This is a genomic window from Gordonia sp. J1A, from assembly GCF_055393515.1.
On the sequence record NZ_AP041607.1, the window covers coordinates 2,607,308 to 2,625,439 of the forward strand.

Sequence of the window (18,132 nt, forward strand, 5' to 3'; positions counted from 1 at the left end):
ATGACGGGTCCCTCGCGGACCGCCCTGCGCAACGTCTACACCTGGCGTCCCGGGAGCAAAGCCGTGCTCGGCGCTCCCGGGACCGCTACGGTTCTGCCGGCGAAACGCCGGTTGACCGGACTGGTGCCCATGCAGGGCGGCGTACTCAAAGCACTCAACGCCGGCCCGGTCGCCTTCGACGCGGCACCGCCTCCGCCGGTCGCCGATCTGCTGCGCGATCTGCTGTCGGCCGGTGCACTCGAACTCGCCGTCTCCCGCGGCGAGACCGAGCTGTACCGCCTCCGGCCGTTCCGCTCCGTCGATTCCACGCGCCCCGAGCCGCGTCACGCCGACGGGGTGCTGTCTCGATTCACGGTGCTCCGCAGGACGGGCGGCGAGGTCGTCGCCGAGAACCCGCGCTCCTGGTGCGACGTGGTGATCGGCGACCCTTCGGTGGCCGCGATCCTGGCCGGCGGCCGAGACGACGACCTCGTCGCCGACTCGCTGTGGTCGGATCTGCTGTGGACCGGTCACGCCGTTCTCGACGCCGACGGCGAGGAGTCCGATTTCTCAGCGGCCGCGTGGAGTCCCCACGAACTCTGGTTCCACCGTCGGAGCACCGTCGGCGACCGCGGCACCAGTTGGGCCCACTTCGGCCCCACCCGCTGGGCCGACGGGCACTTCGCGCCGGTCCCCGCGTCGCCCGAACCGTACCCGGGCGAGAGCATCCCGCTGCCCGTGCCCGATCTCGACCGCCTCTCGCAGTCGGACGTGCCCTTGGCGCGCGTCGTCGAGGATCGGGTGTCCGTCCGCAGCTTCGACGACGCCGCACCGATGACCGTCGCGGAGCTGGGCGAGCTGCTGTATCGCTGCGCCCGCACTCGGAACGTGGCCACCCTCGAGCGTTCCGGCACCGCCGTCACCGAGCTTCCTTCCCGCCCCTACCCTTCCGGCGGCTCCCTCTACGAGCTCGAGATCTACCCGGTGATCCGCACCGTCGACGGCGTCGCACCCGGGATGTACCACTACGACTCGTACCGGCACGCACTGCGCCGGGTGGCCGACATCGACGACCCCGCCGTGAATCGGCTGCTCTCGCCCGCCGCTCTCACCCTCGCCGACGGCGAGTTGCCGCAGGTGATGCTCGCCCTGGCCGCTCGGGCGGGCCGAATGATGTGGACGTACGAGCAGATGGCGTACGCGGTGATCCTCAAACACGTCGGCGTGCTGACCCAGACGCTGTATCTCACCGCCACGGCGATGGGTCTCGGCGGGGTCGCGCAGGGCTACGGCGACACCGCGGCATTCGCCGCGGCCACCGGCCGCGACGAGTTGGAGGAATGCAATGTGGGGACCTTCGTGGTGGGCCGTCCCCGCGTCTGAGCCGGGCCCGCGCCTCAGTCCCGGTTGAGCGCGACCGCCGCCTGGACCAGCGCCACGAACGCGTCCGCGTCGAGATCGTCCGATTCGGCGAGGTCGACGGCACGGCGGGTTCCGCCGGTCGCGGGGACGAACAGCCCGGCGGGATCCGGCAGCGACGCGCCCTTGGCGAAGGTGACTTTGACCTTCGCCTTGTAGGTCTCGACGGTGCAGATCAGACCGTCGAGCGAGAAGGTCGGCACTCCGTCGGGATTCGAGGGCTTCTTCCACTTCGCCTCTTCGACGACACCGGGCGCGGCGCGGTGGATCAGTGAACGGATCTCGTCGACGCGGGTCGCCCGCCAATCGCTGCTCATGGGCTCACGGTAATCGATTGCGGCCGCCTCCGATCGCCGCACAGCACGGACACAACGTCTGCCCGGGTTCGATCACCCAGCCGTCGGCCGCGGCGAAGTCGACGGCGGCGGCGCCCGACCGGCATCGGAGCCAGTAGGCGCGCTCGCATCGGGAACATCGGATCTCACTCGTGGGCCGCGGCGCGGCGGACTCCCGTGGAGGCAGGACTGCAGTCATCGAAATGCTCTGATCGTCGTTCTCATGAGAGATCGTGAGGTGCCGGGCCGCCCGGGTCTTCTCCCCGGACGCCCGGCACACGGTTCGGTTACGGGACTTCGGAACGGTGAGGGAGTGCGTCGACCTGCGCCGCTCCCCGCACGGTGTGGGGGTAGTCGTCAGGTTCGGCGCCGTCCGCATCGACCGGATGCTGCTGTTCCAGCCAGTCGATCGGATCAACTTCCAAGACACTCGTCATCGACAACCTCCTTCGGTGAAGAGAATGCGGACGCCTGCGGCGGCTGTCAGCGGGTCACTCCGTCGCAGCGGTGATCGACCGCGGCTGGCCCTTGTGCTCGATCTCGATCTTGCGGGGCTTGGCCTTCTCCGACAGCGGGATGGTGACCGTCAGTACGCCGTTGTCGTACTGCGCATTGATTCCGGACGTGTCGATTCCCTCACCGAGGGTGACCTGGCGCCTGAAGGTTCCGGAGAAGCGTTCGCTGGCCAGCCATTTGGCGTCTTCGGACGGCACGGTCCGGTGAGCCGACAGGGTCAGCACGCCGTTGTCGACGCTGACGTCGATCGATCCGGGGTCGACGCCGGGAAGGTCGGCAGCGAGAACGTAGTGACTGTCGACCTTGTAGAGGTCCATCGGCATGAATCGGGGAGTCCGCGCAGTTCCTGCCTGGCCGGAGAGCAGGCCGCGGGCGAGGGCGTCAAAGTCGCTGAATGGATCGAAGCGAAGCACAGCACCACACCTCCTATTCATTTGTCACCAGCCGGTTCGACTGATGATCGTCGACTGTGCACCACCAAATTTAGCACTCTTGATCATCGAGTGCCAGATTTTCGTGTCTCTTGTGCCAGATTTCGGCGATACCGCGCGCGCTGCGGCCCGCGCCCGGTCAGTCTGGTGCAGGCCGTCTGAGAACACGACCGATACCACCCTCACGACATCGAAAGGTCACCCGTGCCCGCTGAGTTCAATCCGACCATCACTCGTCGCCAGGCACTCGCCGCGGGCGGCGCGGCCGTCGCCGCCGCATTGGTCGCGCCGGGTCACGGGATCGCGGCAGCGGCCGGGCCGTCACCGGACGCCGACGTCATCATCGTCGGTCACGGACTGTCCGGACTCGTCGCGGCGTCCGAACTCGCCGATCGCGGACGCAAGGTGCTCATCGTCGATCAGGAGTCGGGACAGAACGTCGGTGCCCAAGCGCACTGGAGTCTGGGCGGACTGTTCTTCATCGACAGCCCGGAGCAGCGTCTCGCCGGCATCCGCGACTCGCACGAGCGGGCACACCGCGACTGGTTCGCCACCGCGGGCTTCGACCGCTCGCCGCACAGCGTCGACGGCGAGGACTACTGGGCTCGGAGATGGGCCGAGAAGTACCTGGAATTCGCCGCCGGAGAGAAGCGGTCGTGGCTGGCGGGAATGGGCGTCTCGTGGGTCCCCGTGGTCGGATGGGCCGAGCGGGGCAACGGCGTTCCGGGCACTCCCGGCAACACCGTCCCCCGATTCCACACCACGCTCGGCACCGGTCCGGGAGTCGTCGAACCGTTCGTCCGGCGGGTGCGCGAGGCGCAGCGCCGCGGACGGATCCGGTTCGCGTTCCGGCATCGGGTCGACGAACTGATCACCGCGCAGGGAGCCGTGGTCGGCGTCCGCGGCTGCGTCCTCGAACCGAGTTCGCTGCCGCGAGGAAAAGCCAGTTCCCGCAAGCAGATCGGGGATTTCGAACTCCACGCCCCACTGGTGATCGTGGCGTCGGGCGGCATCGGAGGCAATCACGACCTGGTGCGCCGCAACTGGCCGGCACGGCTGGGAACGGCGCCGGAATTCATGGTCACCGGCGTCCCGCAGCACGTAGACGGCCGGATGCTCGGCATCGCCGAACGATCAGGCGCCCGGCTCGTGAACCGCGACCGCATGTGGCACTACACCGAGGGCCTGCGGAATCATTCGCCGATCTGGCCCGGACACGGTATCCGGGTGCTCGGAGCCCCGTCGTCGATGTGGTTCGACGCGGCCGGTCGCCGATTCGGCGAACCGGGCATCCCCAGCCACGACACTCTCGGCACCCTCGAACTCATCCAGCGCTCCGGCTACGACTACTCGTGGTTCGTCTTGAACAAGCGGATCATCGAGAAGGAGTTCGTGCTCTCGGGCTCCGAACAGAACCCGGAGCTGACCGCCAAGAACCTCCCGCTGTACCTGGTGCACCGCGCCACCGACGACGTTCCGAAACCCGTGCAGGCCTTCCTCGATCGCGGACCGGACTTCGTCACGGCGGGCAGCGTCGAAGCGCTGACGGCCAAGATGAACGCCCTTGTCGGTACCGATCTGGTGGATCCGGGTTCTCTGAAGAAGCAGATCGCGCACCGCGACCGTGAGGCCTTCAACCCGAAGAGCACCGATCCGCAGATCAAGAGCATCCGGCGGTCGCTGGCCTACGTCGGCGACAACCTCGTGCGCACCGTGCCGATGCACCGAATCCTCGACCGCGATGCGGGACCGCTCATCGCGATCAAGATGAACATCCTGACCCGGAAGTCCCTCGGCGGACTGCAGACCGATCTGTCGGGCCGGGTCCTGTCCGCGGACGGCCGGCCCGTCGAAGGGCTGATGGCCGTCGGTGAGGCCTCCGGCTTCGGTGGCGGCGGCGTGCACGGCTACCGAGCACTCGAAGGGACCTTCCTGGGCGGGTGCCTGTTCACCGGCCGCACCGCGGGCCGGGCCGCCCATCGCCTGCTGTGATAAGCGACCGGCCGCGGCCGCTCAGCTGAAGATCGAGAGGTCGACGGCCTCGGCCATCGTGCGGTAGCCGGCCGGACCCGCTGGCGCTCCGAATCGGCCCGCGGGGCGGCGTAGCCGCTGAAGAGCGAGTCGGACGCCGGCAGGATCGTCGCCACGTGAACACGGACGCCGTCGGCCTTCAGGCGGGCGATGATGTTCTTGTACCCGGCGATCACCTGGTCGGCGGTCGAGCCGAGCCGAGGACTTACCGAGACCCCAAACACACAGGAGCGCAGCGCCCCCCAGGCCAGTCTCAGTGTGATGGTTGAGTGGCCACTTCGGTGGTGGTTGGGTTCTCTTCACCGGGGATTTGGCTCTCAGGCCTGTTGCCTCCGCGTGTGGGTGGCGTTCACTCGTTGTGCCGGTTCCCGGTGAGGAGAGGCCAGACGGCCGTGGCTTGATAGGAGCGTGTCCTTGCATCAGGGCTCCACTGAGATTTGCCCGGGCCGGCTGGCCTCGTCCTCACCCTTGCACCTACTGCAATAGGAGGCCATTTCATGATCACCGTTGGAGCCGATGTTCACAAGGCGCGGCACACCTTCGTAGCCGTCGATACGGTCGGTGCCAAGATCGCTGAGACGGTCGTCCCGGCTACCACGGTCGGGCATCGCCAGGCGTTGGCGTGGGCACGAGCGTTGTTGCCCGGTGCTGAGACCGACGGACTGTTGTGGGCGGTCGAGGATTGCCGGAACATGTCTAATCGTTTGGAACGGGACCTGCTGGCGGCCGGGCAGTCAGTGGTGCGGGTGAGCCCGCATCTGATGGCGGCTCATCGCCGCACCGGCCGGGAACGAGGCAAGTCCGACCCCATCGACGCCCTGGCCGTAGCGCGCGCGGCACAACGTGAACCCGACCTGCCGGTCGCCTCTCACGACCAGATTTCCCGGGACCTGAAGTTGCTCACTGATCACCGCGATCATCATGTCGTGCAACGGACCTCGTCGATCAACCGATTGCGGTGGCATCTCCACGAGCTGGATCCGGAGTTCCTCGGCGATACGGCCGACCTTACGACCGTCCTGGCTCAGCAACGGATCAGAGCATGGCTCGGTGAGCGGTCCGGAGTGCTGGTGGAGATCGCCGCCGAGGTGCTGGCCGATGTTATGGATCTGACTGCGCGGATCAAGAAGCTCGACAAGCGGATCGATGCCGTGGTGACCCCGGTGTCGTCGGCGTTGCGGGAGATCGACGGCTGCGGTGTGCTGACCGCTGCGAAGATCCTCGGAGAGGTCGCCAACGTCGATCGGTTTCCCGGCCAGGACCAGCTCGCCCGCTACTGCGGGATCGCACCGGTGCCGGTATGGTCCGGCAGAACCGAAGGGACCATGAGGCTGACGAGATCGGGCAACCGGCAACTGAACCGAGCAATCCATGTCATCGCCCTGACTCAAGCACGCTGCGACCAGACTCTCGGGCACGCCTACTACGAGAGGAAACTCGCCGAAGGAATGTCGAAGAAGCAGGCCCTGCGTTGCCTCAAACGACAGATCGTCCGAGCCGTCTTCCGAGCCCTCGAAACCGACTACCAAAACCGCATCAACCCGGCCCTGAACACCGCAGCTTGACATAGGAGCTATGAGTAAGCGGAGGAGCGAAGCGACGAAGCGCATCGAGACCCGTCGTCACACGCTGTGGATACCCGCATTGCACCCCGCCCCGACGTCCGCCACAGTCGCCTCATGCACGGCTTCATGTACATCCTGAAATGCGCGGACGGCAGCTATTACGTGGGGAGCACGCGGAATATCGAGCATCGGTTCGAGCAACACCAGTCAGGTCGCGGGTCGGCATATACCCGGAATCGCTGTCCGGTCGAGCTGGTCTTCTGTGAGGAGTTCGATTCCATCGAGGATGCGTACGCGATGGAGAGACGCGTGTCGAAGTGGTCGCGCGCGAAACGAGAGGCGCTGATCGCCGGCGATTTCGACGCGCTGCGCCGCGCGGCGAAGAAGGGCTTCCGCCCGGGCCAGACGCCGCCGTCGAGGCCGCAGGAGTGATTGCCCAGGCCTATGAGTAAACCGAGGGCGCATCGAGACCACCCCGGCGGCAACGTCTCGATACGCTCCGTCGCTCCGCTCCTCCGCTTACTCGACAAACCTGAACGGTGCCCCAGGACCGTCGAGTAGAACGAGGCGCAAGCCGAGGACGCATCGAGACCCCGGGCGACGTCCGTCTCGATGCGCTTCGTCGCTTCGCTCCTCCGCTCACTCGACAAACCTGTAAGGTCGACAGGCCTGACAGAACGCCCCAAGACCGTCGAGTAGGACGAGGCGCAAGCCGAGGACGCATCGAGACCCCGGGCGGCGACGTCTCGATGCGCTTCGTCGCTTCGCTCCTCCGCTTACTCGACAAACCTGTGGGGTCGACAAACCTGATAGAACGCCCCCAAGACCGTCGAGTAGGACGAGGCGCTAGCCGAGGACGCATCGAGACCCCGACGCCCGTCTCGATACGCTTCGTCGCTCCGCTCCTCCGCTCACTCGACAAACCTGTCGGGTCGACAGGCCTGATAGAACGGCCCAGGACAGGCGAGTAGGGCGAGGACGCATGGAGACCCGTTCGTCTCGATGCGCTTCGTCGCTTCGCTCCTCCGCTTACTCGACAGGCCAGAGGTCGACAAACCTGGGGCACCTCGGGCCAGTGCGATGCCCCGTCTCGGTCCGCTCCTCCGCTACTCGAGAGGCTTTGGGGGTTCGGCGCTTGAGAGGGCGGAGAGGGAGCGGGACCAGAGGGTGGAGAGGCGGGCGATGTCGGCGGGCGAGAGGACCGTGGAGCAATAACGCCAGTTCGTCACCAACTGAGGGCCGTCGTCGGTCGCGCGGACCACGGCGACCACGTCGAGCGCGTATCGCAGCGGAAGATCCGGCTCGGGATCGGTCGGCAGATGCTCGTTCAACTCCAGGTCGACGACCGGCTGCCACGCGCCCGGATCCTCACCCGCGACACCCAGGTCGAAGCGGCCCAGATAGTTGAACTCCACCTGCGGTTCGACGCCCTCGACCAGGTCGGCGTCGCGTTCGGCATAGCGCAGCAGCCCATAGTCCAGACCCCGGTTCGGGACCGCCTCCAGCTCCGCAGTGACACGCTCGAGCAGACGTCGCCCCTCGCCGGAGTCCGCTTCCAATGCGTCGACCGTGACCGTCGCGCCCGCGGCCAGCCGCACCGGGAACACCGTGGTGAACCAGCCGAGCGTGCGCCCGGTGTCGATGTCGTCCCCGACGGTCGCATCCTCTCTGCCGTGACCTTCGAGCGCGATCAGCGCTCCCGCCGACGGGTCCTGGTCGCGCTCGGCGCGCCAGGATGCGAAGGTCGCCGTCAGCGCGGTCAGCAGGAACTCACGCATCCCGATCCGCTGATCGGTCCGGTCCAGGATCTCGGCCGTCACGGCGACGTCGGTCAAGACGGGCGCCGACGTCAACTCGCTCCAGGTGTCGCGGCCGATCTCCGGTCGACGCGAACCGATCACCGGGTCGTCGGCACACACCTGCGACCGCCAGTAATCCCGCTGTGCGGCAACGACTTCCGTTCCCGACCTCGCGAGCATTCGACGACTCCACGCGCGGTAGTCGGTGTACTCCGCGGGCAGTGCCGGCGGCGCGCCCGCGGCGACGGCCGCGCCGGCCTGGGCGAGGTCGCCGAAGAGGATCTGCCAGCTCACCGCGTCCACCGCGAGATGGTGGATCGCGAGCAGCAGGACATCGCCGCCCCCGCTCGGCACCACGCGAACCGCGGCCACCATGTCTCCGCGATCGGGATCGACGGCCTCGTTGGCCTGGCGGGCGGCGATGGTGATGAGCGTGCCCAGCTGCTGCCCCGGCTCCCCGTCGATCACCCAGAACCGACTCGCCGCGTCCACCGCACCGGGTTCGCGGGTCACGAGCACTCCGCTCTCCCGAGTGGACCGCAGCATGTCGTGCGCATCCACCACGGCCTGCAGCACCTGGACCACCTCGGCGTCCGTGCACCCGTCGGGCAGTCGGAACAGCACCGTCTGCGTGAACCGCCGCCACCGGCCGCCCTCGTACATCCACTCCACCACCGGCAGCGCGGGCACCTCGCCGTACTCGCGCTCGGCGGCGATCCGCGCCAGACGCTCGCCCCGGCGGACGGCATCAGCCAGGTCGCGCACGGTGGGGAAGGCCATGACGTCGCGCGCCGCGATCTCGTCGCCGCTCGCACGAAGCGCGGTCACCAACGCCATCGCGACGATGCTGTCCATGCCGAGGTCGAAGAAGTCGTCGTCGGGACCGGGGCGGGTGCCGAGCACGCCCTCGACGGCCGCGGCCACCCGCTCCTCCACCTCGTCGAGCGGTCGGCCCGTCTCCCCGCCGCCGGCCAGCGCCGCGCGCGCCGACTCCCCCAGCAGCACCGAATCGAGCTTGCCGTTACGGTTCACCGGCAGCACCGGCAGCACGACGATCCGCGTCGGGATCATGTGCGACGGCAGCTTCTGCGCCAGTTCGCCGCGGACGACGGCGGCGTCGAGAGCCGCCCCGTTGGTCGCCCCCGAGACGAATCCGACCAGCGCCGCACCGATCGGCCGATCGACCACCACCACGGCGGCCTCGCGAACCCCGGGCACAGCCCTGAGTCCGGCCTCCACCTCGCCCACCTCGATGCGGTAGCCGCGGATCTTGACCTGGTCGTCGCCGCGTCCCACGAAGACGATGTCGCCGACTGCGTTGCGGCGTACCAGGTCTCCAGTCCGGTACATGCGCTCCCCAGATCGGATCGGGTCGGCGACGAAGGCTGCCGCCGTCTGCCCGGGGCGCCCCTGATAGCCGCGAGTGACCTGGTCGCCGGTCAGGTACAGCTCACCGATCACCCCGTCGGGAACCGGCCGCAGGCGGGAGTCGAGCACCCGCGCACTCATCCGGTCGGTGGGTCCGGCGATCGTCGGCACCGGCGACTCCGACACGCGCGCGACCATCGCCTCGACGGTGGTCTCGGTGGGTCCGTAGCAGTTGAAGACGGCCGTCCGCGGCAACGACCCCAGTTGGTCCCACAGCGCCGGACCGATCGCCTCGCCACCGAGTGCGAGCACCGTCAACGTCGGCCGCCCCGGTTCCCCGGACACCAGCCCGGCCGCCGAGAGCTGGCCGAACATCGACGGCGTGGTGTCGATCATGTCGATCCGGCGCTCGGCGAGCGCCGCGACCAGACGCGTGGCGTCGCGCGTCTGCTCATCGGAGAACAGATGGACCTCGTGGCCGTCGAGCAGGGCGGCCAGCGGCTGCCACGACGCGTCGAAGGAGAACGTCCAGGCGTGCGCCACCCGCAACGGGCGGTCGAGCCGCCGGCGGCCGACCGACAGCACGCGGTCGCGGTGATCGCGGGCATAGCTGGCCAGCGCTCCCTGCGTGCCGATCACTCCCTTGGGCTCGCCGGTGGAGCCGGAGGTGAAGATGAGATACGCCGCATCGGCCGGGGACACCTCGACGGATTCCCCGCCATGCCGATCCCCGGCGTCCCAATCGGTGACGACGGTGCGCCCCGCGAACAGATCGACGAAGTCGGGGTCAGTGAGAACCACGTCCGCACGGGACTGGTCGAGCAGATTCTCGATCCGGGCGACCGGCATGGACACGTCGATCGGCACGTACGCGGCGCCGGCGAGCATCGCCCCCAGCACGCCCGCGACCGTCCGGCCCGACCGTCGCGGCGCCACCGCCACCACGTCACCGCGTCGCACTCCCGCAGACCGCAGGTCCGCCGCAAGCGCCAGCGACCAGCGGTGAAGCTGATCGTAGGTCCAGGTGCCGTCGTCGGCGACGAGCGCGACGGACGCCGGAGAGGTCCGTGCCTGTTCGCAGAACAGCCCGATCGCCGTGGTTCCGGCGGGCAGCGGCGTACCGCGCGACGGCCGTGCCGCCCATTCCCTCTCGTGATCGAGCAGCGCGTCGAGCGTGTCGGCAGGAGCGTCCGCGGCGTCGGGCAGCGCCCGGAGCACCGCGAGCACCCGTTCGACGGCCTGCGCCGGATCGATCGGTCCCAGCGATTCGGCGACCGATTCGCTCATCACGATCAGCTCCCCGTCGAGCTCGTACGCGACGACGGTCAGCGGGTAGTGCGACAGCGACTCCATCGCGAGAGGCAGGAAGCGGGTGCCGTCCGGCGCGGTGACGGGTTCGGTCGCCGAACCGATCGGAGCGTTCTCGTAGACGAAGAGCGTGTCGAAGAGGTTCGGGGTACCGGCCGCGCGCGCGATGTCCGCGAGGCCGAGGAATCCGAGGTCGCGCATCCTGGCCGACGACCGCTGCAGTGCGGTGCAGGCCTCGAGGACGGTCGGCTGAGCTCGCAGGTCGACGCGCACGGGGACGGTGTTGATGAACAGCCCGACCATCTCGCCGGCCCCCGGCAGACTCTGCGGTCGGCCCGAGATGGTGGTCCCGAAGACCACGTCGGTCCGGTCGGCGAGCCGGCCGAGGACCACCGACCACGCGTACTGCGTCACAGCCGCCGGAGTCAGTCCGGCCCGGCGCGCCCAACCCAGAACGCGCGAGGTCTCCGCGGCGTCGAGCGTTCGCCGGTGCCGCACCGGTTCGGTGGCCGGGGTCCCCGGGGCACCGATCAGCAGCGGCGGCACCCCGTCCAAATACGACGTCCAGGTGTCGAGCGCCGCGGCGGAGTCCTGCTCCGCCAGCCACGCGATGTAGTTGCGGTACGGCTTCACCGGCGCCAGTCCGTCGGCGCTGCCGCCCGCGCCGTAGATCGCCAGCAGCTCGCGGAAGAAGAGCGCGATCGCCCAGCCGTCCATGAGGATGTGGTGTGCGGTGAGCAGCAGCCGGTGCCTGCCCTCGGGCAGTGCGGCGAGCACCACACGCATCGCAGGGCCGCGACGCAGGTCGAACCGCTGCGAGCGTTCGGCGAGCGCGAGAGCGTCGAAATCGTCGGGATGGGTTCGCACCTCGCGCCACGGCACGGTGACCTGGGTCGGCACGATCTGCACCGGGTGCGGAACGCCTTGATCCCACAGACTGACACGGAGATTGGGGTGCCGCGTGAGGACGGCGGCGACGCTGCGGCGCAAGACCGCGGCGTCGAGCGGTCCGCTGATCTCGACGACGAACTGCATGCTGTAGACGTCGAGGCCGTCGCCGGCCATCTCCGAGAGCGAGAACAGCCCGGCCTGCAGCGGCGAGAGCGCGAGGACGTCTTCGATGGCCGGCTTCGACTGCTGCTCCGGGCTCACTGCTGCGCCTCCCACGCCGAGCCGAGCGCCGAGAGCATGTCACTCGACAGCCCCGACGCCGACATCGGCGACGCATCGACCGGCTGCGGCTCCGGCTCGACGGTGTCGTCGTTCCGGGCCCGCGCGGCGTCGACCGCCTCGGCCAGTTCGGCGATCGAGTAGTGGTCGAAGATCTGCTGCGGATCGAGAGCGATGCCCGCGGCCGCGGCACGCGCCGACCACTGGATCGAGATGACGCTGTCGCCGCCGACCGCGAAGAAGTTGTCGTCGCGCCCGACCCCGGTGACCCCGAGCAGTTCCTCGAGCATGGTCACCAGTGCCCGCTCGGTCGGCGTCTGGGTGCCGCCGCCGGCGGTGTACACCTCGGCGACCGGCGCGGCCGCCGGTGCGGCGACGTAGTTGTCGATCACCAGCGACGCGGGCGAGAGCGCGCGCAGCGTCTCCGGAAGTGCGGTGGCGGCACCCGGACCGTCGACGATCCAGGTCGCGACCGAGGCGCAGTGCGTCAGACCCGCGTGCGGCAGACCGGCGAGTGTCGCGGGCCGCGCCTGAACGCGTCGCGGCGACCCGGCGGCGATGAGTTCGGCGAGCACGGCGGGATCCTCACCGTGCACGGAGGCGTCGAGTGCATCCGGTATCGGCCGGACCGTCACCTCCGACAGCCGTCGCTGCGGATTCTCCGCCAGAGCTTCGAGAAGCGTCGTGAATCGGTCGGCGATACCGCGCGCGGTGTCCTCGTCGTAGAGGTCTGCGCTCGCGACCAGCCGGCCGCTCAGGCTGCCGTCGCCGCAGGTGGTCACGATCAGGTTCAGATCGAGGTAGGAGGTGTCCACCTCCATCGGGAGGATGTGCATGGACGTGCCCTCCGCGAGCTGGACCACGGGCTCGCCTGCCGTATCGCGAAAGTGGACCATGCTCTGGAACAGCGGGTTCCGGGCCCGGGTGCGGCGCGGGTTCAGCGCCTCCACCAGGCGTTCGATCGGCAGATCCTGGTGGGAGAAGGCGTCGAGCACGGCGTCGCGGGAGCGGTGCAGAACGTCGTTCAGTGTCGGCTCGCCGGCCAGATCGGTGCGCAGAACCACCATGTTCGCGAGCAGCCCGACGATGTCGGCGGTCGCCGGGTCGGCCCGCCCCGCCGACGGAGTGCCGATCGCGATGTCGACGCCGCCGCCGAGCGTGTGCAGCGCAGCCGACCACATGGCGGTGAGCGCCATGAAGTCACTGACCGCACTGTCGCGGAAGACGGTCTTGAGCCGCTCGTAGCGCGAAGCGCTGATATCGAAGTCGACGATCACCCCGCGGTGGCTCAGGCCCTCGGGGCGGGGCCGGTCGGCCGCCACCAGGATCTCGTCCGGAAGTCCTTCGAGCCGGTCGCGCCAGAAGTCGATCTGGGCACGCCCGTAGCGGCCTGCGTCGCTGTCGGGGTCGGCGTCGAGACCGAACATCGAGTGCTGCCAGCGCGCCACGTCGGTGTACTCCGGTCCAGCCGGCCGAGGAGTGAGGGCGGGACCGCCGGTCCGCGCACGGTAGGCGGCGGCGAGGTCGGCGATGATGATGTCGGTGCTGCCGTGGTCGACCACCATGTGATGAATCACCAGCGCGAGCACCGACGACGACCCGGCCCGCACCAGGTGTGCGCGCACCAGCGGCGCCGCCGCCAGATCGAAGATCAGCTCCCCGGTCTGCGCCGCGATGCGCACGGGGTCGTCGGCATCGGTGGCCTCGGTGATGCTCAGCGGCACCTCGATGTCGGCGTCGGCGCGGATCACCTGGACCGGCAGTCCGTCGATCTCGCTGAACGAGGTCCGCAGCGAGCGATGCCGCCGGACCACGTCCGCGATCGCGCCGCGCAGAGCGTCGTCGTTCACCGGCCCTTCGACGGCGAGGGTCAGCACGATGTTGTTCTCCGCGCTCGCGCCGCCGAACCGCTCGTTGAACCACATGGCGAGCTGGGAGAACGACAGCGGCGCCCGCTCGACCTCGTCACCGGCCACCAGCGGAGGTCGGACCGGTTCGGTGTGCCGCGGCTCCGGCGTTCCCAGGGCGATCCCGCCGAAGTCGGCGCTGGTCCAGTCCCCGTCGGCCCAGTCGCTCCCCTCCGCGTCGCCTTCTGTCCAGGCGCCGTCCGCCCAGCCGTCCTGGTCCGGGTCCGCGTCGAGGTCGACGCCGAGCTCGGCGCGCGCCTTCTCGACCAGCAGTGCGGACAGCCCGGCCACCGTCGGGGCGTCGAACGGTGCCCGGACGTCGACGTCGAGCCCGAACTCGGCCGAGAGGGCGGTCACCAGGCGGGCCGCGAGCAGCGAGTGGCCGCCGAGATCGAAGAACGAGTCCGCGGACCCGATGGTCCGGCCGCCGAACAGCTCCGAGAACACCGCCGCAACCCGCCGCTCGGTGGGCGTCGCCGGCTCCACGAAACCCGCGGCCTGCGCGGCCGGCACCGGAAGCGCAGCGCGGTCGAGCTTGCCGTGCACGGTGATCGGCACCTCGTCGATGGCGACGACGGCGTCCGGAATCATGTGCGACGGAAGTGTCTGCGCGGCGTGGTCGCGGAGCGCCTGCGGGTCGGGGACCGCGCCGGACTCGCCGATCACGTACGCGAGCAGTCGGTCGTCGACCACGGTGACCAGGGCACGCTGGACGTCCTCGTGCGCGGCGAGCACCGCCTCGATCTCACCGGGCTCGATGCGGAAGCCGCGGACCTTGATCTGGTCGTCGGAGCGGCCGACGAACTGCAGCTCCCCGTCTCCTCCGCGCCGGGCAAGATCGCCTGTGCGGTAAAGACGTTCGCCCTTTCCGAAGGGGTCCGCGACGAATCGCGCGGCGGTCAGTCCGCTGCGGCGCAGGTAGCCGCGCGCCAGCTGACGTCCGCCGAGGTACAACTCGCCGACCACTCCGTCGGGCACCGGTTGCAGGCCGGCGTCGAGCAGGTGCGCCGCGACCCCCGGATTGGGACGGCCGATCGGCACCACCGCGCCGCCGCGCGGTCCGTCGACCCGGTGATGGGTGGCCGCGACGACGGCTTCGGTGGGCCCGTAGTTGTTGCTGAGGTCTGCGGTGAACGCGGTGGTGAACTCGTCGGCGACCTCACCCGGCAGCGCCTCGCCGCCCACCGGCACGGTGCGCAGCGTGGTCCACTGCTTGACCTCCGGGATCAGCAACAGCGTGGAGAGCATGCTCGGCACCATGTGCATCACCGTCACTTGCTCGCGGACCAGCAGGTCGGCCAGGTAGGCGATGTCGGTGAGCGCGCCCTTCTTCGGGATCACGAGGGTGGCGCCGGCGGTCAGGGTCGCGAAGATCTCGAACATCGACGCGTCGAAGCTGACCGACGAGGTCTGCACGAGGCGGTCGTCGGAGCCGACGACGCTGGTGGCGCCGAATGCGCGCAGATGCTCGGCGATCGCCCGGTGCTCCACGGCCACGCCCTTCGGGGTGCCGGTGGATCCGGAGGTGTAGATGATGTAGGCCAACGATTCCGGCGAGGGCCCGGGAAGGCCGAGACGCCGCGGCGCCTCTTCGGGTTCGGCGCGCAGCCGCTGCACTTCGGCGGCGTCGAGCACCAGCACAGGACGGGCGTCCTCGAGCAGGAAGGCGGTGCGGTCGGCCGGGTAGTCCGGATCCACCGGCAGGTAGGCGGCGCCGGTCTTGAGCACCGCCAGCGCGGCGACCACGAAGTCCTCGCTCGCGGACATGCGCAGCGCGACCACGGCGTCCGGCGCCGCCAGCGCCGGGCCCGCGGCGTGCGCGATCCGGGCCGCGAGCACGTCGACGGCGGTGCCGAGTTCGGCGTAAGTGATCGAGCGGTCGTCGGTGACGATCGCCGGGTGGGCGGGACGCTGCGCCACCGCGGCCTCGAACATGCCGACGAGGGTGTCGGGAACATCGTCGACCGCGGGTCCGGCGGCCGCGGAGACCACCGCCGAGAGCGCCTCGTCATCGAGCAGTCGTGCGTCCCGGATGGGCGCGTCGGGCCGGCCGAGGACGTCGGTGAGGAAGGTCGCGTACGCGGCGAGCAGCGCCTGCGCCTCCGCATCGCGCAAGCGGGACGACTGATACTGCAGTTCCAGGACGGGTTCGGTACCGGACACGATCGCGAACTCCAACGGCAACTGGGCGTTGGGAGCGTGGAGGTGGTCGAGGTGTTCGACGCGGAGGCCGTCGAGCCCGAGCCCGGACAGATCACGGCGCAGCGACAGGCTCGCCGAGACCAGCCCGGCCAGACCGGCGCGGCGGTCGGGCGCGAACTCGGCCACCACTCGGTCGATCGGAACGCGGCAGGCGGCGAGCCCGGCGGCCAACGACTCACGGGAACAGCCGATCAGCTCGGTCAGCGACGACCGCGCGTCGACGTCGCCGCGCAGCAGGACGGTGTTGCCGAAGTAACCGATCAGATCCTCGGCCCCGGCCGGGCGCACGGTGGTCGGCACCGCGATCACCACGTCGTCGGCGCCGTACACGCGATGCAGGAAGGCTTGGGTGGCCGCGAGCAGGACCGCGAACGTGGTGGTGCGCGCAGCTCGTGCGAGTTCGGCTGCCGCAGCCTCGATCTCCGGCGCCAAGCGGCGGTGCACGCGACCGCTGCCGGTGGCGCCGGTCGCGGCGGGCAGGTCGAGCGGTTCGGGTGCGGGACGCAGCACCTGCGCCCAGTGCGCGAGGTCGGCGTCGAGTCGGTCGTCAGAGGGGTCGGGCACGTCGGCGTACGCCCGCGCGAGCGCCGCCGTCTCCGTCTCCCGATAGGCGGCGGCGAGGTCGGCGAAGAACACCGCCCACGAGTCGTCGTCCCAGGCGATGTGGTGGACGGTCAGGAGCAGCACGTGGTGCTCGGGTGCCAGCGCGGCGAGCGTGACTCGCAGCGGAGCGTCGTCGGCGAGCCGGAAGGGCGTCCGCGCCTCCCGCGCGGCCAGCACCTGCAGGCGCCGCTGCGCCGCCGAGCCGGACAGTTCGGTCAGGTCGGCGGTGGTCCAGGAGATCGGGGCGCCGACGCGGTGCTGCATCACCGGCTCGCCGTCCTCGCCCGCGAGGTAGCGGGCGCGGAGCGTCTCGTGTCGCGAGACCACGGACTCGACGGCGCGGCGGAGACGCTCGGCATCGAGTTCCCCGTGCAGCGCGAAGGCCACCGAGATGTTGAGCGAGGTGTCGTCCGGATCGCGGTGGCCGGCGAACCAGAGCCGGCGAGCCGCGATGGGCAGCGGCGTGCGCGCACCGTCGGCCCGGGCCGGCACCGCCTCCGCGGCGCCACGGTGAGTCAGACTCTCCTCCTGGAGACGCTTGCGGAGGAGTTCACGTCGGCGGGCGGCCAGGTCACTCGTCATGGGTCGATTTTAGCCTAGCCTTACCTAAAGGAAGGACCCGGGGCGATCGCCCCGGGTCCTTCCTGGTCCAACGGTCCTTACAGGTTGCAGGGAATGTTGGCGTACGAACCGAGTTCACAGATGGACGAGTTGGTGAGCTTCCAGCGCCCGTCCTTCCACACCCACTTCATCGTCATGTAGGTGGGCTGGTATCCGGGCGAGGACAGCTTGAGACGCGCGCTGGCGATGTTGCCGTTGACCGTCACCGGGTCGACGATCCGGTAAGTCAGCCCCATCGGCTTGAACTTCGCGGCCAGACCGAGGATGCCCTGCGCCTGGTTCACCGCGCGGGCCCCGCCCTCCAGGCGCTGAGCCTTCTGCGCGTTCGAGGCACCGGAGGCGAGGTAGTCCATCTCGGCCTGCAGTTGCGCGGCCGTCGGCTTCGTCGGCCCCTGCGCGGTGGGCGTCTGCTGCTGAGCAGCAGCCGGAGCCTGCGCCGCCGGAGCGTCCGCGGCGGGCGCATCGGCGACCGGCGCATCGGCGGCGGGAGCGTCGGCGGCCGGGGCGTCCGACGAAGGGGCGGCACTGTCGGACGCCGGGGCGGCGGCGTGCGGCTGCGTCTGCTGCGCACCGAGATTCACCACCGTGGCGGGGGCCTCCTGCGCCGCGGCACGGTTGCCGCCGACGTCGCTGAGCATCAGACCGACCAGTCCGATGGAGAGCACGATCGCCGAGACGACCGCCGAGATGCCCGCCGCCATCATCACCGTGGGCCAGTTGATCGACGTGCCCGACTCCTCGGCCGCCGGCGCCGGCTCAGCGGCGATCGGCTGGGTGACCTGCTCTTCGTCATACATGCGGTAATTGAACCAAACCTTAAGAAGGTAAGTCTAGCCTTAGTACGGTTACCCTGGTCACGGATTCGTCCGTTTCGCTGC

At 69.6% G+C, this 18,132-nt stretch carries 10 protein-coding genes; 4 read left to right on the plus strand and 6 right to left on the minus strand.

What is annotated here, in order from left to right; translation table 11 throughout:
- Positions 1-1,362 (plus strand): SagB family peptide dehydrogenase, encoded by a 1,362-nt coding sequence (locus ACZ5QD_RS12185; RefSeq protein WP_006896089.1) that lies wholly within the window; start codon positions 1-3, stop codon positions 1,360-1,362.
- Between the two features lie 14 nt (positions 1,363-1,376).
- Here the strand turns inward: ACZ5QD_RS12185 and ACZ5QD_RS12190 are convergent, their stop codons facing one another.
- From ACZ5QD_RS12190 to ACZ5QD_RS12200, 3 genes are all read right to left on the minus strand, one after another.
- The gene (locus tag ACZ5QD_RS12190) at positions 1,377-1,715 is read right to left on the minus strand and encodes a DUF1801 domain-containing protein (protein WP_006896088.1); all 339 of its coding nucleotides are present in this window, start codon (positions 1,713-1,715) and stop codon (positions 1,377-1,379) included.
- 305 nt (positions 1,716-2,020) lie between these two features.
- Positions 2,021-2,170 (minus strand): hypothetical protein, encoded by a 150-nt coding sequence (locus tag ACZ5QD_RS12195; protein ID WP_156150463.1) that lies wholly within the window; start codon positions 2,168-2,170, stop codon positions 2,021-2,023.
- Between the two features lie 54 nt (positions 2,171-2,224).
- Complete coding sequence (locus ACZ5QD_RS12200) at positions 2,225-2,662, minus strand: Hsp20/alpha crystallin family protein (protein ID WP_433821445.1); 438 nt, start codon at positions 2,660-2,662, stop codon at positions 2,225-2,227.
- A 297-nt stretch (positions 2,663-2,959) separates the two neighbouring features.
- Here ACZ5QD_RS12200 and ACZ5QD_RS12205 point away from each other — a divergent pair, with 297 nt between their 5' ends.
- The 3 genes from ACZ5QD_RS12205 to ACZ5QD_RS12215 all read left to right on the plus strand — a co-directional run bounded on the left by ACZ5QD_RS12205 (position 2,960) and on the right by ACZ5QD_RS12215 (position 6,708).
- Positions 2,960-4,672, plus strand: a complete 1,713-nt coding sequence (locus ACZ5QD_RS12205; protein ID WP_231875673.1) for an FAD-binding dehydrogenase — start codon at positions 2,960-2,962, stop codon at positions 4,670-4,672.
- A gap of 536 nt (positions 4,673-5,208) precedes the next feature.
- Entirely contained in the window at positions 5,209-6,276 is a 1,068-nt protein-coding gene (locus ACZ5QD_RS12210) for an IS110 family RNA-guided transposase (protein ID WP_045538629.1), read from the plus strand.
- A 114-nt stretch (positions 6,277-6,390) separates the two neighbouring features.
- Positions 6,391-6,708, plus strand: a complete 318-nt coding sequence (locus ACZ5QD_RS12215) for a GIY-YIG nuclease family protein (RefSeq protein WP_045538273.1) — start codon at positions 6,391-6,393, stop codon at positions 6,706-6,708.
- 674 nt (positions 6,709-7,382) lie between these two features.
- On the opposite strand, the gene ACZ5QD_RS12220 is transcribed toward ACZ5QD_RS12215, so the two are convergent.
- From ACZ5QD_RS12220 to ACZ5QD_RS12230, 3 genes are all read right to left on the minus strand, one after another.
- The gene (locus tag ACZ5QD_RS12220; protein WP_464366785.1) at positions 7,383-11,903 is read right to left on the minus strand and encodes an amino acid adenylation domain-containing protein; all 4,521 of its coding nucleotides are present in this window, start codon (positions 11,901-11,903) and stop codon (positions 7,383-7,385) included.
- Positions 11,900-17,215, minus strand: coding sequence for an amino acid adenylation domain-containing protein (locus ACZ5QD_RS12225; RefSeq protein ID WP_464366786.1), 5,316 nt, complete (start codon positions 17,213-17,215; stop codon positions 11,900-11,902). Before ACZ5QD_RS12225 ends, ACZ5QD_RS12220 begins: the two co-directional genes overlap by 4 nt.
- A gap of 77 nt (positions 17,216-17,292) precedes the next feature.
- Positions 17,293-18,051, minus strand: coding sequence for a hypothetical protein (locus ACZ5QD_RS12230; RefSeq protein ID WP_006896082.1), 759 nt, complete (start codon positions 18,049-18,051; stop codon positions 17,293-17,295).
- Positions 18,052-18,132: the final 81 nt, after the last annotated feature.